Origin of the sequence: Mesorhizobium salmacidum (SeqCode) (genome assembly GCF_037179605.1) — a bacterium.
GTDB classification, from domain to species: Bacteria; Pseudomonadota; Alphaproteobacteria; order Rhizobiales; family Rhizobiaceae; genus Mesorhizobium; species Mesorhizobium salmacidum.
On the sequence record NZ_JAPYKS010000010.1, the window covers coordinates 149,502 to 166,951 of the forward strand.

A 17,450-nucleotide genomic window follows, 5' to 3' on the forward strand; every position below is an offset into this window, starting at 1 on the left:
TACCCCTCACCGGTATTCGAAGATCGACCTGAATATCCCCGGCGCGATCACCGACAGCGGGTTGACGTCGAGCACCGGCTTGTTGGCATTGCCCCTGAGCCGGAAGGTGACGCCGATCAGGCCGCGGTCGCGGCCATTGCCCAGAAGCGCGCCGACGATGGGCAGTTCGCCGAAAATGCGGTTGAGGCCGTAGGCCGGCATGAAGGTGCCGGTCATGTCCATATTGTTGTTCTGGTCGTAGAGGATGCCCTGGAACGTCGTGCCGATGCGCGGGCCACGCAGCACGCCCTTGGTCAGCTTCAGATAGCCGCTGCCCTTGTCGATCTCGGCGTAACCACGTTCGAATTTCACCCGCGACGTGTCGAGCTTGCCCTTCACCGCCTGGTTGAGGCTGCGGCTGTCCCCGGCCGGCGTGGTCGAGACGATGGAGGCGAGCTTGGGTTCGTTGACGACGAAGAAATTGCTGGTGTCGACCTTGCCCTTCATCGGTCCGTCGCTGGCCCCCGTCAGCGCCAGCGCGATCGACCCACCTTCCATGTGCTCATAGATGTTGAGGAACCGCAGGATCGCGCCGGCGTCCGCCGACTGCACGTTGAGCGAGCGCCTGCCGCCGCCGGTGGTGTTGCTGATGGCGATGGCTGCGCCGGAATTCGCCGTCGCGCTGACCTTCAGTCCGTTGACCCTTGAACCAGCGGCACTGTAGTCGAGCTTCAGGTTGGACAGTTGCTCATCGTGGAAGCCGGTCAGCTGATCGACATCGGCGCTGACGGAAATGTTGTCTGTTCCCGTCGTCTTGGTTGCGGTATCCACATCGGACGTGAACTGCTTGATGAGCGAACGAGCGTCGAGCGCGTTGCCAGTGATGTCGACCGCATAGCCCTTGCCTGATCGCTTCACCGAAACCGCCACGTCGTCGCCCCTGTTCAAGGTGACCTTGCCGAACTTGGCCGAAGACAAGGCGCCGTTGACCAGCACGATGCTGCCGTCGACGGAGAACGTCTTGCCGTCGAGCTCGAAATCGGACAGCGTCGTGGTGTCGCCGGACTTGGTCATGACGAATGTGGCGCTGGCGGGAACCCCCGCCCCCTTGCTCCAGCCGGCCCAGGGAATGTCCAACCTGGCATTGGTGAGGTCGGCCGACACATTCTGGTTGCCGCTGCCGCTCTTGTCGATCGCGACCTTTACCGTTCCGGCAAGCAGCGGCGTCAGGCCGGGCATGGCGGCGGCGCGGATCTTGTCGTCGAGTACCAGGGCTACCTTGCGGCTGCGCTCCGGCCCGTCATCCGCCAGCGGCTCGACGAGATCGAGTTCGGCCGGAATGCCGTTCAGCGATGCCTTGGCCGAAATGACAGCCTTTTGCGGGTCGACGGTGATCGAGCCATCGGCATCGGTCACCGCCTGTCCTTCGAACGGCTTGGCCAAGGACAGGCCGGTGTAGTCGAGAGACACCAGCCAATCGAGCTTCGCGGTGTCGACGCCCGACTGCAGCGGAATGTCCGCCTTGACATGGCCGGTGACGCCGCCGGAAAGGTCCTCGGGCAGAATGCCGACATGGCGCATGGCATTGATCGGCTCGTAGGATGCAAGTTCGGCGACGGCTGACGCATCGCCGGCAACGTCGATATCGAGAGCGCCGATGACCGGCGGGCGGTTGGCTGCCTTGACGGCCAATGTCCCGTTGCTGGCCGCCACCACGCGGCCACTGGGCATGAAGACGGTGCCCGACGACAACGAAATATCGACGTCGTTGCCGTGGAATCCGACGACGCCCACCGCGTCGCGTATCGGCGGAATGCGGCCGGCCGTGTCGAAACGCGCCCCCTCGATCTGGAAGCGGCCAAAGACCTCGTCGGCTGAAAGCGGCACGCCATTGCCGAGGCGGTCCGGCACCACCTGGAACTGGAGATTGGCGTCGACCACACGGCCGCCGAACAGGTTGTCCAGACACCAGAGCCGCGCATTGCGCGCCGAAAACCACGGCCACAGCTGTTTGACATGCGAGACCGGCATGTCATGGATGTTGAGCGCCAGATTGATCCCGGGAGCCTTGCCATCGACGAATTGCATCGCCGCGGTGCCAAGCACCTCGCCGGAACCGGCGGATCGAACCGCGATCTGCTCGGCCACCAGTTTACGGCTTTGCGGCTGGTAGACGCCGGCGATCCGCGCCAGGAAGATCAACGCGGGCTCAGGCGATTCCGATGGCGCCAAGGTCGAACCGTCGCTGGTCAGGTCGTAACGGTAGGAGGGTTCCTCGCCCGCCACCCCGGTTGCCGGTTTTGGCCCGATCGAGCCGCCGAAATCGAATGAAGACCGGCCGGTTTTCAGCAGCAGCCTGTCCACCTGGATCTTGTTGGAGCCGTGGACCAGCGTCGCATTGACATCGGCATCCGCCGGCAGCAGCCCGCGCGTGCCAAGATCCAGCACCGACCCGGTGGACGAAAGGGCGGCCATCAAGCGTGATGCGGTGGCACCTGAGCCTTCCGATCCGGTCAGCTTCAACGCGACGGCACCAAGCTTGCCGGAGCCGGCAGCAGTATCACCGGCATCCGCCAGATTGATGCTGGCATCCAGGCTTATCACCCGATGCGCGGCGATATCGCGGGTGGCGGAGGCGGCAACGGTGACTGTCCTGCCGTCGACATCCGCCTCGGAGGTAAACTCCATGCCGCCCGGCCCCGACTGAACGACGGTGGCGTCGGCGATCTTGACCAGTTTGATCGATCCGGCGTCGGGCAGCACGAACTCGACATTGCTGAGATCGATGCGGCGCATCGAATCCTCCCGCACGGCGTCGAGCGCGCGATGGATGTTGCCGAACACCGCGTCCGATAGTTTTTCCGGATCGACGAGGCCGTTCTCGTTGCGCAGCGACGCGGTCCAGTCGCCGCCGGACGGCATCGCCGCCATGACGATGCGGGCATCGGAGATCCTGGCGCTGGTCAACCGCACCTCACCCCATAGCAGCGGCACGAGACGCACGCCAAAGCGCACACGACCGGCATCCGCCATCGGTTTGCCGTCTGATGTCTTCAGGCTGACATCGCTCACCTGGAGGGCGACGAAGCTCGAACTGTCGAGCGTGATGCGGGCTGGCCCGACCGCGACATCGACGTCGACGCCCGCCAGCCTCTCTATGGCGCTCTCCGCCTCGACGCGCAGCCTGTCCGACCCGATGCCGGAAAGGCCGATGAGATAGATGGCGACCGCGGCCAGCAGCATGAATGCGACCACGCCGGCAAACACGCGCGAAAGGATGCGAAAGCCGCGGCCGATCGCCGCCTGGCCGAGAGGCGGGACGCGGCACGCGGACGGCAAGGCTCCCAGGTCGGTGATTTCGTCCCGCCTGAACCGGATCTTCTCGTGCTGCGGTTGGTCCTGATCCACGCAATCTTCCGTTGTACAAACTCGCTCGTGGACGAATCCCCGCTCGACACTATATCGGTGTGGCTTCGCGCGTAACCTTAAACAAGGGCATCGATATGGCTGACCTGGAAGTAGGCGATCCCGCGCCGCAATTCGATCTGCCGCGGGACGGCGGCGGATCGCTCAGCCTGGCCGCATCCGCCGGCAAGCCGGTCGTGCTCTATTTCTATCCGCAGGACGACACGACAAGCTGCACGCAAGAGGCGATCAGCTTCTCACAGCTGAAGCCGGAATTCGAGAAGGCCGGCGCCGTCGTCATTGGCCTGTCGCCCGACAGCGCCAAGAAACACGACAAGTTCAAGTCGAAATACGATCTCACCATCGATCTTGCCGCCGACGAGGAGCGCAAGGTGATCGAGGCCTACCATCTATGGGTCGAGAAATCGATGTATGGCCGCAAATACATGGGCGTCGAACGCGCGACGTTCCTGATCGGCCGTGACGGGCGGATCGCCAGGATTTGGCGCAAGGTCCGGGTCAAGGGGCATGCCGAGGCCGTGCTGGAAGCTGTTCGCGAGCTTTGAGCGTCGCCGAAGCCCACCAAAGCAATCGACAATTATGGTCGCTACTCGTCAGGTGCCTCGGCCTTCGGCTGCCGCCCAGTCCTCCAGGATTTCGAAACATGGCTCACATGATCGGCGAGAGCGGCGAGATGACCACGCGGGCCGCGCGCGCCCATCATCGATGACAGCGTGACTGATTGCGTGGCGAAGCGCCGCTTGAAATCCTCGCCGCCGCAGAGAAAATCAATTGTGCCAAGGCCGCGGTCGAACGACCACTGGATATAGTCCATCATCAGTACCATACCCGGCGAGCCGCGCTCATATTCGGGATCGTAGGTGGTGACGAAAGCCATCATCGTGCCGTGCTGCTCGAAATTGATCGAGACGGCGACGATTGTGTCGTCAAGCTCCAGCACGAAGATGCGCAACAGCCCGAGGTCGGCAAGCACCGAAATAAGCGCGGAGAGAACTGGCGAGCCCTTATCGAATAGATCCGAGGCGCGACCATGCCGGGCGAGCCAGAGGCGCTTCAACGTCGCGACCCGCTCGAGCACCGGGTCGCGCGGGTCCTCCGCATCCAGGAGCCGGAAACGCAATGCACCGCTCTCTTCCATGGACTTGCGGCCACGACGATAGTTCTGCCGGCCCTTCTTGGACAACGTCTCGAACCATTCCGCCCCACGTTGCCAGGGACCCGCAACACGATAGCTGATTTCAGTGCGGTGGTTGCGCCGAAGCGCCTTGCCATGGGCCGGTCCCAACAGGGCATGAACACCGGCATCCGGCAGCAGACGGTTGAGATAGATCAGGTCGAAGCCGCCCTGGTCAAAAACATACTGCCAAAGGCCGGAGATCGCTCGCGGGTCGCTGTCGGGTGCAACCAGCGCGTCGCCATAGTCACTGTGATCCTTCGCCGCCCATTCGAGCACGCGGATGCCGGAGCGCCTGAAGGTCGCGAGCGCTATCACGCCATCGAGCCGGTCACCGTTCCAGGCAAGCCCGATCCTGAGCGCGCGCCGCTCCTGATGCGGGGTGGTGCGCCACCAGGCCGCAATCCAGTTCGGATGCTGGAAGACAAGCCCGCCAGCCCGCTGCCAGAGCGCACTCCAGGCCGGTGCGATCTCGGCCAGGCGCACCGCCGATGTCACGACTTCGAAGGTGCGTGTCCGCGGGATCGCGAGCACAACGGGAGCGTTCATGGCCGTGTTCCTTCCGATGACCGCGCGGTCCCTGGCCGTGGCTTTCCTGGCCGCATGCGCCTGGCGATATGCCCCCACATCCGCTTCAACGGCATGACGTAGAGCCCGGCGAGCGACTGGTAGTCACGCACATCGCGGTCGACCAGCCCGAACTTGAAGTCCTCGTCGGGCTTCGGCACACACAATGTTCCGAAGAGCCGATCCCAGAACGAGAAGAGCAGCCCGAAATTCTTGTCGTAGTGGCGCGGATCGACGCTGTGATGCAACTGGTGCCAATGGGGACACAGGATCAAATTGTTGAGCGGGCCGAACGAGATCTTGAAATGCGTGTGCCTGACGAAATCCATCATCAGTATGTTACGCATGACATAGACGTTGACGCCAAAGACGGTCAGTTCGACAAGGTTCAGCGAAATCAGCGACCAGATGCCGAAGCACAGCCCCACGATGAGGCCGTCCCAGGCTCGGTTCATCAACTCGTCCAGCGGATGGACCCTGTCTTTGGTGATCCCGACCATCACCTCGGCCGAGTGATGCACCTTGTGCAGTTCCCAAAGCAGCGGGTAGCGATGCTGGGCGACGTGATAGAGATAATAGGAGATGTCGTAGGCCAGCAGCATGCTGACGGTGAAGATCAGCACCGTCACCGGCCCTGCCGGCCCCTCGATCAGAGGCGGCTGAAACTGGAACAGTGTCGAAAACAGCCAGTTGGTCCCGTAGCCCACCGCCGTGACGAAAACGATTCCGGCGGGGAGCATCAGGAAAGGCATCAGGGCCTTCTTCGTCACCCAGAACAGCAGGTCGGCCTTCGCCGAGGGATGGGTGATGACCTCATGCGGGATGACGAACTCGAAAAACTCCTTCCAGCTCTTCTCCTCGACCGTGCGCCAATAGGCCACGAGCGCGCTGACAAGGGCAGTCAGCAGCAAAAGCCCGGTCGCCAGCAGACTGGTGGCCGAAATCTTGTCGAGGATCTTGCCAATCAGATCGTTCAGCATCCCTACCGCCACGGTGAATCCGAAGTACCAGCACGCCTTTACTCGAAAAACGTCAACTAAATGCAATCGAAGACAGTTAAGAAACCCAAGCCTTGCTCTGCGGGCGACAGGCCACTGCTGGCGGAGCATTGGTGCTCATCGCAACGATTTCGCGACATGGCGGCCGCACCCCGGCGGCTTTCATGCAACCTCTTGCCCGCGCTGCGTGCGTTCGGCGCGGCGCAGTGGACAAGGCAAGCCTTTGTTAACCCTAATAATGTGTAATCAAGCTGTCGTGGTGTCGTAACGAAAGCTTGGTCCCGTGAACGTAACCGGTCAGTCCGCAGTGTTCGGCAGGCGCAAGGAACCCCATACGGTCATCATCGCCCGGGGCAACGAGATCAGGCACTTCACGATACGGCCCTGGCTCGCGGCATTCATCGGTTCGGGACTCGCCGCCATTGCCATCGGTTATCTCCTGGCCACATCCTATCTTGTGCTGCGCGACGACCTGATCGGCGCCACCACCGCGCGCCAGGCGCGGATGCAGCAGGCTTACGAGGACCGCATTTCGGCGCTTCGCGCCCAGGTAGACCGCATCACCAGCAGGCAGTTGCTCGACCAGCAATTGATGGAAACCAAGGTCAGCGAACTGCTTCAGCGCCAGACACAGCTCAGCCAGCGGCATGGCCGTCTCGGCCCGCTGTTCGAACGTGCCGAGAACGACGTCGGAACGGTGCCCGCGGAAGATCCGGCCGCGACCGCCAAGCCGGACAAGCGCGCCGAGGTGACCGGCAGCATCAACCAGCCCGCGCAGACCTACGCGGTCGCCGGCCTGGGCGCCGACCTCGGCAGTGCCGACACGAGGCCCTTCTCCTTGTGGTCGACCCGCGCCGATCCGCTGCCCAGCGATTCAGCCGCCGATCGTGCCGACAAGCTGTTCGTTTCGATCAACCAGTCGCTGAAATCCATCGAGAATGATCAGCTCAGCCGCATCAGCACGCTCGCGGACAATGCCTACAAAAGCGCGGATGCCATCCAGCAGGCGCTGCAGGCGGCCGGACTGCCGGTCGACAGCGATTTCGGCAAGAACGAAAGCGATGTCGGCGGACCGTTGATCCCGCTCGACTCCTCGATGATCTTCGACAGCAAGGTCAAGGAACTGGACGAGGCGCTGGACACGCTCGATCAGCTGAAAAAGGAAGCGCGCCGGCTGCCGCTCGCCAATCCCGCCCCTGGCCACTCCGTCACCAGCCCGTTCGGCGTGCGTACCGATCCCCTTCTCGGCACGGCCGCGCTGCATTCGGGAATGGACTTCAGGGCGCCCATCGGCATGGCCGCCAAGGTCACCGCGCCCGGCATCGTGACCAAGGCCGGCTGGAACGGCGGTTATGGCCGCATGGTGGAAGTCGATCACGGCAACGGCTTTGCGACCCGTTACGGGCATCTGAGCGAAATCGACGTGACCGTCGGCGAGAAGCTGGACGCCGGCGCCATCATCGGCAAGACCGGCAGCAGCGGCCGCTCGACCGGCCCGCATCTGCATTATGAAGTGCGGCACAATGGCGAGGCGATCGATCCGCTGCGCTTCCTGACCGTCGGCAGGAAAGTCGCGCAATATCTCTAGCAAGGGCAACCGCTCGCCTGCGGGCTGAATCCGGAGCCGCCGGCCGGGGCGCGCCTCTCCCCTCGCCAAGCAATCTCCCGCACGGCGTCAAACTGCTGACGGCCATCCGCCCAACGGCAGGACCGCAAACCGTCGCTTCTTAGTCTCATCCCTAATCCACACCGAAGGTGAGAAGCCGTGGGATCGGCAACTCGGTCCGCGCGCCGGATTATTTTTGAATTCCATTTGACTGAATAAATATTTGATGCGAACCTCACGTCAAGCAAGGGGCGCAAGGCATGGCATTGCGAGGGACCAACCAGGAGTTCGGGCGGCCGTACAACCGGCGCATCGTGCTGGAGTCCATCCGCCGTCATGGCCCGATCGCCCGAGGCGACATCGCCAGGCATGTCGGGCTCACCGTCCAGACCGTGTCGACCATCGTTCGCGAGCTGGAGGAACAGGGCTACATCCTGTCCGTGCGCGAAGAGCCGAAGGGCCGTGGCCTGCCACCAGCGACACTGCGCATCAACCCGGAAGGCGGCTATGCCGTCGGCATCCACCTGACGCCGCTTGGAATAGACGCCGCACTGATCAATCTCAGCGGCGACGTCATCGAGAGTTCACGTCGCGAAGCGCCCAACGCGGCGCCCGATCATGCGTTCGAACAGATTGGCGCCATGGTCCGCGACCTGACGGGCAAGCGGCCCGGCGGCCGCGTCATCGGCATCGGCATGGCCCTTCCCGGCCCGTTCGACGTGGACTCCATGAGCTTTGTCGGCCCGACCACGATGACCGGCTGGAAACATGTGGCGCTGCGTGAGCGGCTGACGGCCGCGACGGGATTGCCGGCGTTCTTCGAGAGCGACATGGCCGCCGCCGCGATGGGCGAGCGGCTCTATGGCATCGGTGCCCGCCATTCCGACTATTATTATCTCTATTTCGGCGTTGGGCTTGGTGGCGCCATGATGCATGACGGCAGCGTTCTGCGCGGCGCCTGGGGCAATGCGGGCGAGATCGGCCATATTCCCGTGGTCCCCGAAGGCGAGCTTTGCCCCTGCGGCAACCGAGGCTGCCTCGAGCGCTACCTCTCGCTCGAAGCGCGGGGCCGCCGGGCCGGCAATGACGCCGATTGGGTGGCGCAGGTCGGCCCGATCTTCCGCAACACCATCGCCATCATCGAAAACCTCTTCGACCCAGAGACGGTCGTGCTCGGCGGCCTGGCGGCATCGGAGTTGCTCGAACGCCTGGCAGATGCGGCCGAACCGCTGCACAATTCGGTCTCGGCCCGCGCGGACCGCAAGACGGCGCGCGTCGTCGTCGCCAGCGGCGGCCAGCATGCCGTGCTGCGCGGCGCGGCGGCACTCGCCGTTTCCGGGGTGTTGTCGCCACGCTTCGGCCAAATGTTCGCCGCCGAACGCGAGCGCGGCCGCGACATCCTTTCGACCGGGGAGATTGCAGCATGAGCGAACCCCTGCTGGTGCTCGACAACGTGACCAAGAACTATGGCGCGATCGAAGCGCTGAAGGGGATCAGCTTTTCCATCGGCAAGGGCGAGGTGGTGGCGTTGCTCGGCGACAATGGCGCCGGCAAGTCGACGCTGGTCAAGATCATTGCGGGCGGTCTCGAACCGACCTCCGGCCGCATGCTGTTCGAGGGCAAGGAGTTCCTGGCCCGGTCGCCGGCGGAAGCCAAGGCGGCGGGTATCGAGACCGTCTACCAGGACCTGTCGCTCTGCACCAATGTCGACGTGGTGGCCAATTTCTTCATGGGCCGCGAGATCACCAGGAAGGTGCTTGGCATTCCAGTGCTCGATGAGCGTGCCATGGAAGCCGTTGTCGGGAAAGCGCTGGCCAGCGCCGGTACCCGCATTCCTTCACTGCGCACCAATGTCGAGCATCTCTCGGGCGGCCAGCGGCAGGCCATCGAACTCAACCGCTTCGTGCACTGGGGCGGCAAGCTGGTGCTGCTCGACGAACCGTTCGCCGCACTTGGCGTCGAGCAGACGCGGCGCGGCCTCGACATGATCCGCCAGGTGGCGAGCCAGGGCATCGGCGTCGTCATCATCACCCATATCATGCAGCAGGCTTTTCAGGTCGCCGACCGGATCGTGGTGATCCGGCAAGGCGTCGTGGCGGGCGATGTCGCACGCAACAAGACAAGTCCCGACGCGGTGATCAACATGATCACCGGGGAGACGCTTGCCGGTGCCGGACCGGCGGGCTGAGGGATAAAGAGGGGTCCGGCTTAACAGGGAGCCAACGACATGAAGCGAATACTTCTTGCTGTCTTCGGTATCCTGGCACTGGCTTTTGCCACACTCACGCCGGCATTCGCGCAGTCCAAGGGTATTGTCTACTACATGGTGCCGACACTGCTCGACGAGTTCCAGACCGGCTCGGTGAGCGCGCTGGAGCTGTTCTTGAAACAGACCGGCTACGACATGAAGACGCTGAACGCCGACAACAAGACCGACGCCCAGCAGTCACAGATGAACGACGTCATCGCGCTGAAGCCGGTGGCTATCATCCTGGCCGCCGTCGATTTCAATGCGCTGAAACCATCGATCGAGGCAGCGCGCGCCGCCGGCATTCCGGTGGTCGAGTTCGACCGCCAGATCACGTCGACGCCGTCCGACTTCACGTCGGTCGCGGGTACCGTCGAGATCGGCTACGTCGCCGCCGACCAGGCCGAAAAACTTCTGAAAGCCAAGAACGGCTCGGTGAAGGGCAAGGTCCTGCAGGTGCTTGGCGATCCCGGCGATCCCTACACGCTCGACATCCAGAAGGGTTTTGAAGAAAAGATGAAGGCGTTCCCGGACGTCAAGATCATCTCTCTGCCTGCCATGCAATGGGAAGCCAGCAACGCCGGCACCATCGTTGCCGACCAGATGCTGGCCAATCCCGACATCGACCTGATCTTCAGCCATGCCGCGCACCTGTCGGTCGCCGCCGTCGCTTCGCTCGAGGCCGCCGGCAAGAAGCCTGGCGACGTCATGCTGATGAGTTCGAACGGCGCGCCGGTCGGTCTCGACCTGATCCGCAAGGGCTGGCTCAACGTCGAGGTCGAGCAGCCGCTTTACGCACAGGCCGCGGCCGTCGCCATGTTCATGGACAAGGTCGTCAAGAAGGAGGAGATCAAGCCCGGCGAATACGATGTGCTTGGCCTGAAGTCGACCGTCACCAAGGAAGCCTGGGGCCCGAACATCAAGATCCCGGGCGCCGCAATCACCAAGGAGAATGTCGACAATCCGGCCTTCTGGGGCAACCAGAAGCCGCCGACCGATACGGTCAAGCCGGTCGAATAGACAGATGGCCCAACCGCTCCGGGCCATACCCGGCCCGGAGCCCTTCCCTGTCCGTATCGAATGAGACGCAGGCAATGTTCTGCGGCCTTGATTACGCACGCCAACCGGATCGACATATGAACCCTCGCACACGCAACGCCCTGGAGTTCGTCCTCGACAACCTCGTCTGGTTCATGCTGCTCCTTGTCCTGGTCGTCTTCTCGCTGTTCATCCCGAACTATTTCCAGCTCGGCATCTTCGCCAACATCATCGAGGCGTCGAGCGTGCTCGGCGTGATGTCGATCGGCCTGGCGCTGGTCATCATTGCCGGTCACATGGACCTGTCGGTCGAATCCGTCGCCGCGCTCAGCGCCATGGCGGTGGGCATCCTGTTTTGTTCCTCGGGCATCGGCCTCGGCGTCCAGTTGCACCCGGAATGGCTGATGGTTCCGGTGTCGCTGCTGCTGGCGCTGGCCGTCGGCGGCCTCATCGGCGCCTTCAACGGCTATCTTGTGGTCAAGGTCAAGATGAGCGCCTTCATCATCACGCTCGCCTCCTACATCTGGGTGCGCGGCCTGGTGCTGGTCATTTCGGGCGGCCGCTCGGCTCAGGATCTGGCACCTGCCATCCGCTGGTTCGGCATCCAACGCCTGATCGGCCTGCCGCTGACCGCCTGGATCGCGGTGGCCTGTTTCGTGGTGTTCTCGCTGATCATGGCCAAGACGCCGTTCGGCAGGCACCTCGTGATGATCGGCGGCAATGAAACCGCAACCTTCCGCGCCGGCATCCGGGTGAACCGCAACCTGATCATCGCCTTCGTGCTCGCCGGCGCCATAGCAGGGCTCGCCGGCTGGCTGCTGGCGATCCGCACCTCGGGTGCCACGGCCAATCTGGGCGTTGGCCTTCTGTTCAACGCCTTTGCCGCGGTCGTCATCGGCGGCGTCAGCCTGAAGGGTGGTGTCGGCACCTTGCCGGGCGTCTATGCCGGCGTGCTCCTGCTCTCTGCCATCAACACGGCGATCAACCTGATGGGCCTGCCCGCCAACTTCACCCAGGTCATCCACGGCCTGCTGGTTCTGGCAGCGGTGTTGCTCGACGCATTCAAGCAAACCATTCGCCAAAGACTGGCGTGAGAGGGGGATTGGCGTGAGGCGGGGATTTGGCATGACAGGACGGCTCGCATGACAGGACGACTGGAAGACAAGGTGGCGTTGATCGTCGGCGGCGCGCGCGGCATCGGCAAGGGCATCGCATTGCGCTTCGCCGAAGAAGGCGCAAGGCTGGTGCTGGCCGATACGGAGGAGGAGGCCGGGCAAGCAAGTGCGGATGAACTCGGCGTCCCCTTCATCCGCACCGACGTCTCGCAAATGAGAGACGCCGAGGCCGCGGTGGCGATGGCGCTTAAACACCACGGCCGCCTCGACATTATCGTCCAAAATGCCGGCATCTATCCCTGGCAGTTGATCGAGAACACCAGTGCCGACGACTGGGACCGCGTCATGGCCGTCAACCTGCGCGGCACTTTCAATGCCAGCCGCGCGGCCTTGATACCGATGAAGGCGCAGCGCTTTGGCCGCATGCTCTACACCTCCTCCATCACCGGCCCGCATGTCACCAGCCCTGGCCATGGCCATTATTCGGCGACGAAAGCGGGCATCAACGGCTTCATTCGCGCTGCGGCGCTGGAGTTCTCCGGCTACGGCATCACCGTCAACGGCGTCGAGCCCGGCAACATCCTTACCGAAGCCATCCAGCAGCATCGCGGCGCCGCCTATATCAAGAACATGGAAGATTCGATCCCACTGGGCCGGCTCGGCAGCCCGCGCGACGTGGCCAACGCCTTCCTGTTCCTCGCCTCGGACGACGCCAGCTACATCACCGGCACCACCATTGTCGTCGATGGCGGGCAATTGCTGCCCGAGGGCAAGGATTTCCGGATGGTGCCGCCGTGAGCGGGGGCAGCCATACGCCACGAACCGTGCCTGCTGAATTACCGATTTGGCTCGAGCGCTTCGGCGAATTCCTCCAGGCGTCCGGCCGGCTTCAGCCCTTACGGATGGCTGAGGGCAGGCAAGGCTTTCGTCTTGCCGGACAATCTGGCTCCTAAGGTCAGGCTATTCGGGAACCATCCCACGAACGCCTTCATCGCCGTATTGGACCTGGGGAGGACGGCAATGCGCGCCAACAGTGCGGCCGCATGGATGCGAGTGGCAAATTGCCGGCTCCACGCTCTTGAATAGCGGTTGCCGACGGCGAGGCGCGCCGTCCGGTCCCATTGTTCGAACCTTGCCAATTCGCCAGCGAGAAGCCAGCTGGACTGCAGGGCCATGGAGATGCCTTCGGCGATGATGGGATGAGACTCGCCGGCGATGTTGCCGACCCGAAATATGTCGTCCGCAAATCGTGGGCGCATCCCCGGACGTATGGGACCGGCGGCAAGCCATTCACCTTCGAGGCTGGCGTCGCCGACCGTGGAAACCACCGCCGGGCACGATGCCAGTATGTGCGCGTGAACGGCTTGGGCTGCTGACGTTGCACCGCCCTTTTTGCGCAGCCTGGCCAACACGTCGCGGCGTATGCAGCACGACAGCGATATCCTGTCCTGATCCGCCCACACCATGCCACCATAGCCGCCCGGAAACACCAGGAGCGGCATGAGGTCTCGAGCGAGCGAAGCTCCCCTGAAATGGGCCTTGAAGCCAAACAGATCGGAAGCCGCGCTGCTCTTTGGGAGGTTGGTCGGCAACCTGCCGTGGCCCCAGGAGCCATGCGCCGCAATCACCACCTGCCCGCTAAGACTTGTCTGACCGTCCTTGTTGGCGATCCGGACGATGGCACGATCGCCATTGCTGGCGATCTCCACCGCGCGCCACGGCTGAAAAACGTCGGCTCCGGCGTTGCGCGCCGTGTCCAAGAGGATGCCGTCCAGAACGTCCCGTCCAAGCGCCCGCCCGAAAGCATCTCCGGCGGCGCGCGGCATGCCTGCTTGTATGCAGGGGCCCGACGCGAACAACGCAACCCGCTTGACCTCCGGTCCTGCCTTGGCGCGAACCGCCACGCCCGCCTCCAAACGGTCCAACAGCTCCAGATTGACCGCCGAGATGAATTCGCCGCAGACCTTGCGGCGTGGAAACTCGCCTGCTTCGATTATGGCCACGGAACGACCCTGGCCGCGCAAGGCCAAGGCTGCCGACGAGCCGCTTGGGCCGGCACCTATGACGATGGCATCGTACATCGCGCAAATCCTTCCTTGGGGAAAACGCGGAAGGCGTGGGTAAACGGGCCAATCCTGCGTTCTTCACACTGCTGCGCGGAACCGAGAGGCCACAAACCGGAAAGTTCCTTGCCAGCGAAACCTGCGCGGACGCTTGCCGCCGCATCGTGCATGGTGACCTGGTTTGCACCGACAAGGCGCAGGAGCGAACATGCTTTCAAGGCGATAACGTTTCGGCTTGGCTCGGCGGCGAGGAACACCGGTGCCAAACGGCGCAGGGCTTCGAACAGGATCTTTAAGGCGGCGTCGGAAAAATGGTGCAGGAACAGATTGGCCGAGACAACGTCGTACGCGTCACCCCCGGGTTTTGCGATCCAGTCGAAGACATTGTCGGTGACGGTTTCAACCCGCCAGCCCAGTGCCGCGAAATCGGCGCGCCGCCGGTCGGTGATGAGGTCAACCTGGTCGAGCATGACCAGCTCCACGTCGATCCACTTCCTGGCGAGGCGCCTTGCAACCGAGAGCATGAATGCACCGTCGCCGGACCCGACTTCCAAGATTCTGATCGAACCCTCGCGCACGCTTGCCTTCAGGAGGCTGGACATGATCGCATGTTGAAACATCAGCGAATTTATCCAAATCAAGTCACGCCGGGAGCCAATCGCCTTGGGATCGTCGGGAGGCAAATGATCGAGCAGTTCCGGCTGGATATGACGGCTGTCGAGACCCGTGGCCATGTCAGGCACTGCCGGCAGTGTGGAACATCATCGTCTCAGCCGTGAGGCCGGGGCCGAATGCGATTGCACAGCCCACGTCATCATCCGTGAACCCGCGAAGCATCCGCTCCAGCACGAACATCACGGTGGCGGAGGACATGTTTCCGTTTTCGCGAAGCACGTCGCGCGACGGCAACAGCGCATCGGGAGGAAGATCCAGCGCGCGCTCCACGGCGTCGAGAATGGAACGCCCACCCGGGTGAACAGCCCAAAGGTCGACGTTGGCGGCGGTCCTGTTTCCCAGGATGGCGCCGACGCCCTTGCCAAGCGCATTCTGGATTGCAGCAGGAACCTGCCCCGACAGAACCATGTCGAACCCGTCGTCGTGCACGCTCCAGCTCATCAGGTCGCGGGCGTCGGCATCCACGATCGCGTGAAAACTGTCCAGGCCGATGCCGAACGGGCGGGCGGTCACCGACGCGGCCGCGCAGCCATCGCCCCAGAGGGAGAAAGATAGCAGTTTTTCGAGATCAGCCGTCTCCTTGAGATGGAGCGTACAGAGTTCGATGCAGACGATCACAACGTGGGCCGCAGGTTCCGACAGGACGATGTGCCGCGCCAGTTTGAGCGCATTGATTGCCGCATAACATCCCATGAAGCCGATGATCGTGCGCTCCACGGTGGTGGGCAGATTGCACCGGGCGATTATTTCCAGATCGATGCCGGGGGCGGAGAAGCCCGTACACGTGGTGACAATCAGATGCGTGACACCCTTCCTGTCTTCGCCCTCCAGGAGCCGCTCCAATGCTCGCTCGGCCAGCGCGGGCGCGGCCGTGGCAAACATTTCCATGCGTTTGGCCGTACCTGGAAACGCACCGCGCTTGAAAACACCCGCCAGGTCGACGCTCAGACCCTCAGGATCACTGGCGGGTGCGAAGCAGGAATAGCGATGTTCGATGCCGCCCTTGTCGGCCATGCGATCGAAAATTGCGCGGCGGCGGGGATCTGCCAGCTGGGAGCCCGCAAATTGAAGGAAGAATTCGTGGACACCATGATCAGGGACGGCCGTGGCAATTCGGTTGATGAAAGCTTGAACGGGCATTTTCCTTGACCTGCAGCCGCAAATCCGTGGTCGCGAACCGAGAGGCACAGTTGCCTTCGGCGGGAGCTGTGGCCCCCACGGCAATGGCTATCTCTATCGAGGTGAACGCTGGGAGGCCCAAAAGATTTCCCGAAAATGCCGCTCACCCGTGAAAAAGCAATGCACACCTCAGGAGGGAGAACAGGTGAGCTGTGCGCGGAACCGTTGTCGACGCGGCGATTCGTGCGCCCGCAAACCGGAAAACCTCAACTGGTGGAAAGATATGGTGGGCGATGACGGGCTCGAACCGCCGACATCTTCGGTGTAAACGAAGCGCTCTACCAACTGAGCTAATCGCCCGCTCCGGGCCGGACCTTTAAGCGGTCGGGACTTGCTTCGCAAGGCTAAATGAATGTGGGATGCCCTGTTCGCAGGCCCGATTTGCGAACAAAATGCCGGCTGTCAAAAAACCTTCTCCTGTTTGGCGTTATGATGGTTTGGTGCGCTTGACACCCGGTAGCGAACCCCTTATCCAGCGCCCCAACGACGAACACGGCTGACACGTGCTCGTCAATGCGCGGGTGTAGCTCAGTTGGTTAGAGTGCCGGCCTGTCACGCCGGAGGTCGCGGGTTCGAGCCCCGTCACTCGCGCCATTTCCCTCAAGGATCATGATCCTTGGCTCCAGGGAAATGCCGACATGAATTGTCAAAGTTCTCTTCAGAAATAGTGTGCCGAAGCAGCCCTGCAGACCGCGAACGAGTTGGTCGTTGCGAATCTGCTTGCGCAATCGCCCACAAAGCGCTCGATTCATGCCGCAGGCAGCCAGATTGCAGTATGCTGCCGGAATGGCATGGAGGACGTAATGTCAATTGCACCGAACATTTCCACGCGCACGATATTCACGCTGATTTGCCTGGGCGGCGCGACGACGGCCGCCTCTATCCTTTTTCCCGCCGCCGCGTCGGCGGACCGGCTGCAGCGATGCGCGCGCGAGGGCGAGATCTGCCGCCTGCCCTATCCAGCCGAGGTCGTCTACGGCGCCAAGGGCCGCACGACCTCGCGTTACATCGAGCGCAACGCGATACCCTGTTCGAACCGCGTTTTCGGCGATCCTGCGCCAGGCAAGGAAAAGTTCTGCTTCATCGTGAAGCGCGACCGCGAGGAGTCGAACGACGATTACGATGAGCCTCGGCGCGAGAAGTGGGCGGTCTGCGCCGAGGAAGGCGAATTCTGTGATTTCTATGGCCGCAAGGTGGTCAGGTATGGCGCCCACGGCCGGTTCACGCAGGACGTGTTCCGCAATGGCGTCCAATGCGACAACGATGCATTCGGCGATCCCGCTCCGGGTCAGGGAAAGCGCTGCTACGTCAGGCAGTAGCTTCGCAACGCTCATCGAACATGAGACTCCGGAAGCCGGAACGGTCTGGCCTCCGGGGTACCC

14 protein-coding genes and 2 tRNA genes are annotated in these 17,450 nt (G+C 63.0%); 9 read left to right on the top strand and 7 right to left on the bottom strand.

Features of this window, described 5'->3' with window-relative positions:
- Positions 1-6: 6 nt before the first annotated feature.
- Complete coding sequence (locus O7A60_RS15750) at positions 7-3,387, bottom strand: hypothetical protein (protein WP_337107085.1); 3,381 nt, start codon at positions 3,385-3,387, stop codon at positions 7-9.
- Positions 3,388-3,482: 95 nt separating this feature from the next.
- On the opposite strand from O7A60_RS15750, the gene O7A60_RS15755 reads away from it, so the two are divergent.
- A complete protein-coding gene (locus O7A60_RS15755) occupies positions 3,483-3,950 on the top strand; it encodes a peroxiredoxin (RefSeq protein ID WP_140506416.1) in 468 nt (155 codons plus the stop codon).
- A 41-nt stretch (positions 3,951-3,991) separates the two neighbouring features.
- On the opposite strand, the gene O7A60_RS15760 is transcribed toward O7A60_RS15755, so the two are convergent.
- Together O7A60_RS15760 and O7A60_RS15765 are read right to left on the bottom strand one after the other, a co-directional pair.
- Entirely contained in the window at positions 3,992-5,128 is a 1,137-nt protein-coding gene (locus O7A60_RS15760) for a GNAT family N-acetyltransferase (protein WP_337107086.1), read from the bottom strand.
- A complete protein-coding gene (locus O7A60_RS15765) occupies positions 5,125-6,126 on the bottom strand; it encodes a sterol desaturase family protein (protein ID WP_337107087.1) in 1,002 nt (333 codons plus the stop codon). The genes O7A60_RS15760 and O7A60_RS15765 overlap by 4 nt, the downstream gene beginning before the upstream one ends.
- A 301-nt stretch (positions 6,127-6,427) precedes the next feature.
- On the opposite strand from O7A60_RS15765, the gene O7A60_RS15770 reads away from it, so the two are divergent.
- The 6 genes from O7A60_RS15770 to O7A60_RS15795 all read left to right on the top strand — a co-directional run bounded on the left by O7A60_RS15770 (position 6,428) and on the right by O7A60_RS15795 (position 12,949).
- The gene (locus tag O7A60_RS15770; protein ID WP_337107088.1) at positions 6,428-7,732 is read left to right on the top strand and encodes a M23 family metallopeptidase; all 1,305 of its coding nucleotides are present in this window, start codon (positions 6,428-6,430) and stop codon (positions 7,730-7,732) included.
- A gap of 278 nt (positions 7,733-8,010) precedes the next feature.
- On the top strand, positions 8,011-9,177 hold the full coding sequence (locus tag O7A60_RS15775; RefSeq protein ID WP_337107089.1) for an ROK family transcriptional regulator: 1,167 nt from the start codon (positions 8,011-8,013) through the stop codon (positions 9,175-9,177).
- Positions 9,174-9,938 carry an ATP-binding cassette domain-containing protein gene (locus O7A60_RS15780; RefSeq protein WP_135864119.1) on the top strand — a complete coding sequence of 255 codons (765 nt, stop codon included), beginning with the start codon at positions 9,174-9,176 and terminating at the stop codon, positions 9,936-9,938. The genes O7A60_RS15775 and O7A60_RS15780 overlap by 4 nt, the downstream gene beginning before the upstream one ends.
- 39 nt (positions 9,939-9,977) lie before the next feature.
- Positions 9,978-11,018 carry a sugar ABC transporter substrate-binding protein gene (locus O7A60_RS15785; protein WP_337107090.1) on the top strand — a complete coding sequence of 347 codons (1,041 nt, stop codon included), beginning with the start codon at positions 9,978-9,980 and terminating at the stop codon, positions 11,016-11,018.
- Between the two features lie 116 nt (positions 11,019-11,134).
- The gene (locus tag O7A60_RS15790) at positions 11,135-12,130 is read left to right on the top strand and encodes an ABC transporter permease (protein ID WP_337107091.1); all 996 of its coding nucleotides are present in this window, start codon (positions 11,135-11,137) and stop codon (positions 12,128-12,130) included.
- 48 nt (positions 12,131-12,178) lie between these two features.
- The gene (locus O7A60_RS15795; protein WP_337107092.1) at positions 12,179-12,949 is read left to right on the top strand and encodes an SDR family NAD(P)-dependent oxidoreductase; all 771 of its coding nucleotides are present in this window, start codon (positions 12,179-12,181) and stop codon (positions 12,947-12,949) included.
- Positions 12,950-13,047: 98 nt separating this feature from the next.
- Here the strand turns inward: O7A60_RS15795 and O7A60_RS15800 are convergent, their stop codons facing one another.
- The 4 genes from O7A60_RS15800 to O7A60_RS15815 all read right to left on the bottom strand — a co-directional run bounded on the left by O7A60_RS15800 (position 13,048) and on the right by O7A60_RS15815 (position 16,368).
- Entirely contained in the window at positions 13,048-14,232 is a 1,185-nt protein-coding gene (locus tag O7A60_RS15800) for an NAD(P)/FAD-dependent oxidoreductase (protein ID WP_337107093.1), read from the bottom strand.
- Positions 14,211-14,948 carry a methyltransferase domain-containing protein gene (locus O7A60_RS15805; RefSeq protein WP_337107094.1) on the bottom strand — a complete coding sequence of 246 codons (738 nt, stop codon included), beginning with the start codon at positions 14,946-14,948 and terminating at the stop codon, positions 14,211-14,213. The genes O7A60_RS15800 and O7A60_RS15805 overlap by 22 nt, the downstream gene beginning before the upstream one ends.
- A gap of 1 nt (position 14,949) precedes the next feature.
- A complete protein-coding gene (locus O7A60_RS15810; RefSeq protein WP_337107095.1) occupies positions 14,950-16,029 on the bottom strand; it encodes a type III polyketide synthase in 1,080 nt (359 codons plus the stop codon).
- Between the two features lie 263 nt (positions 16,030-16,292).
- Positions 16,293-16,368, bottom strand: a tRNA-Val gene (locus O7A60_RS15815).
- Positions 16,369-16,585: 217 nt separating this feature from the next.
- Between O7A60_RS15815 and O7A60_RS15820 the strand changes: the two genes are divergently transcribed.
- Together O7A60_RS15820 and O7A60_RS15825 are read left to right on the top strand one after the other, a co-directional pair.
- Positions 16,586-16,662, top strand: a tRNA-Asp gene (locus tag O7A60_RS15820).
- Between the two features lie 209 nt (positions 16,663-16,871).
- A complete protein-coding gene (locus tag O7A60_RS15825; protein WP_027143638.1) occupies positions 16,872-17,387 on the top strand; it encodes a hypothetical protein in 516 nt (171 codons plus the stop codon).
- Positions 17,388-17,450 lie beyond the last annotated feature (63 nt).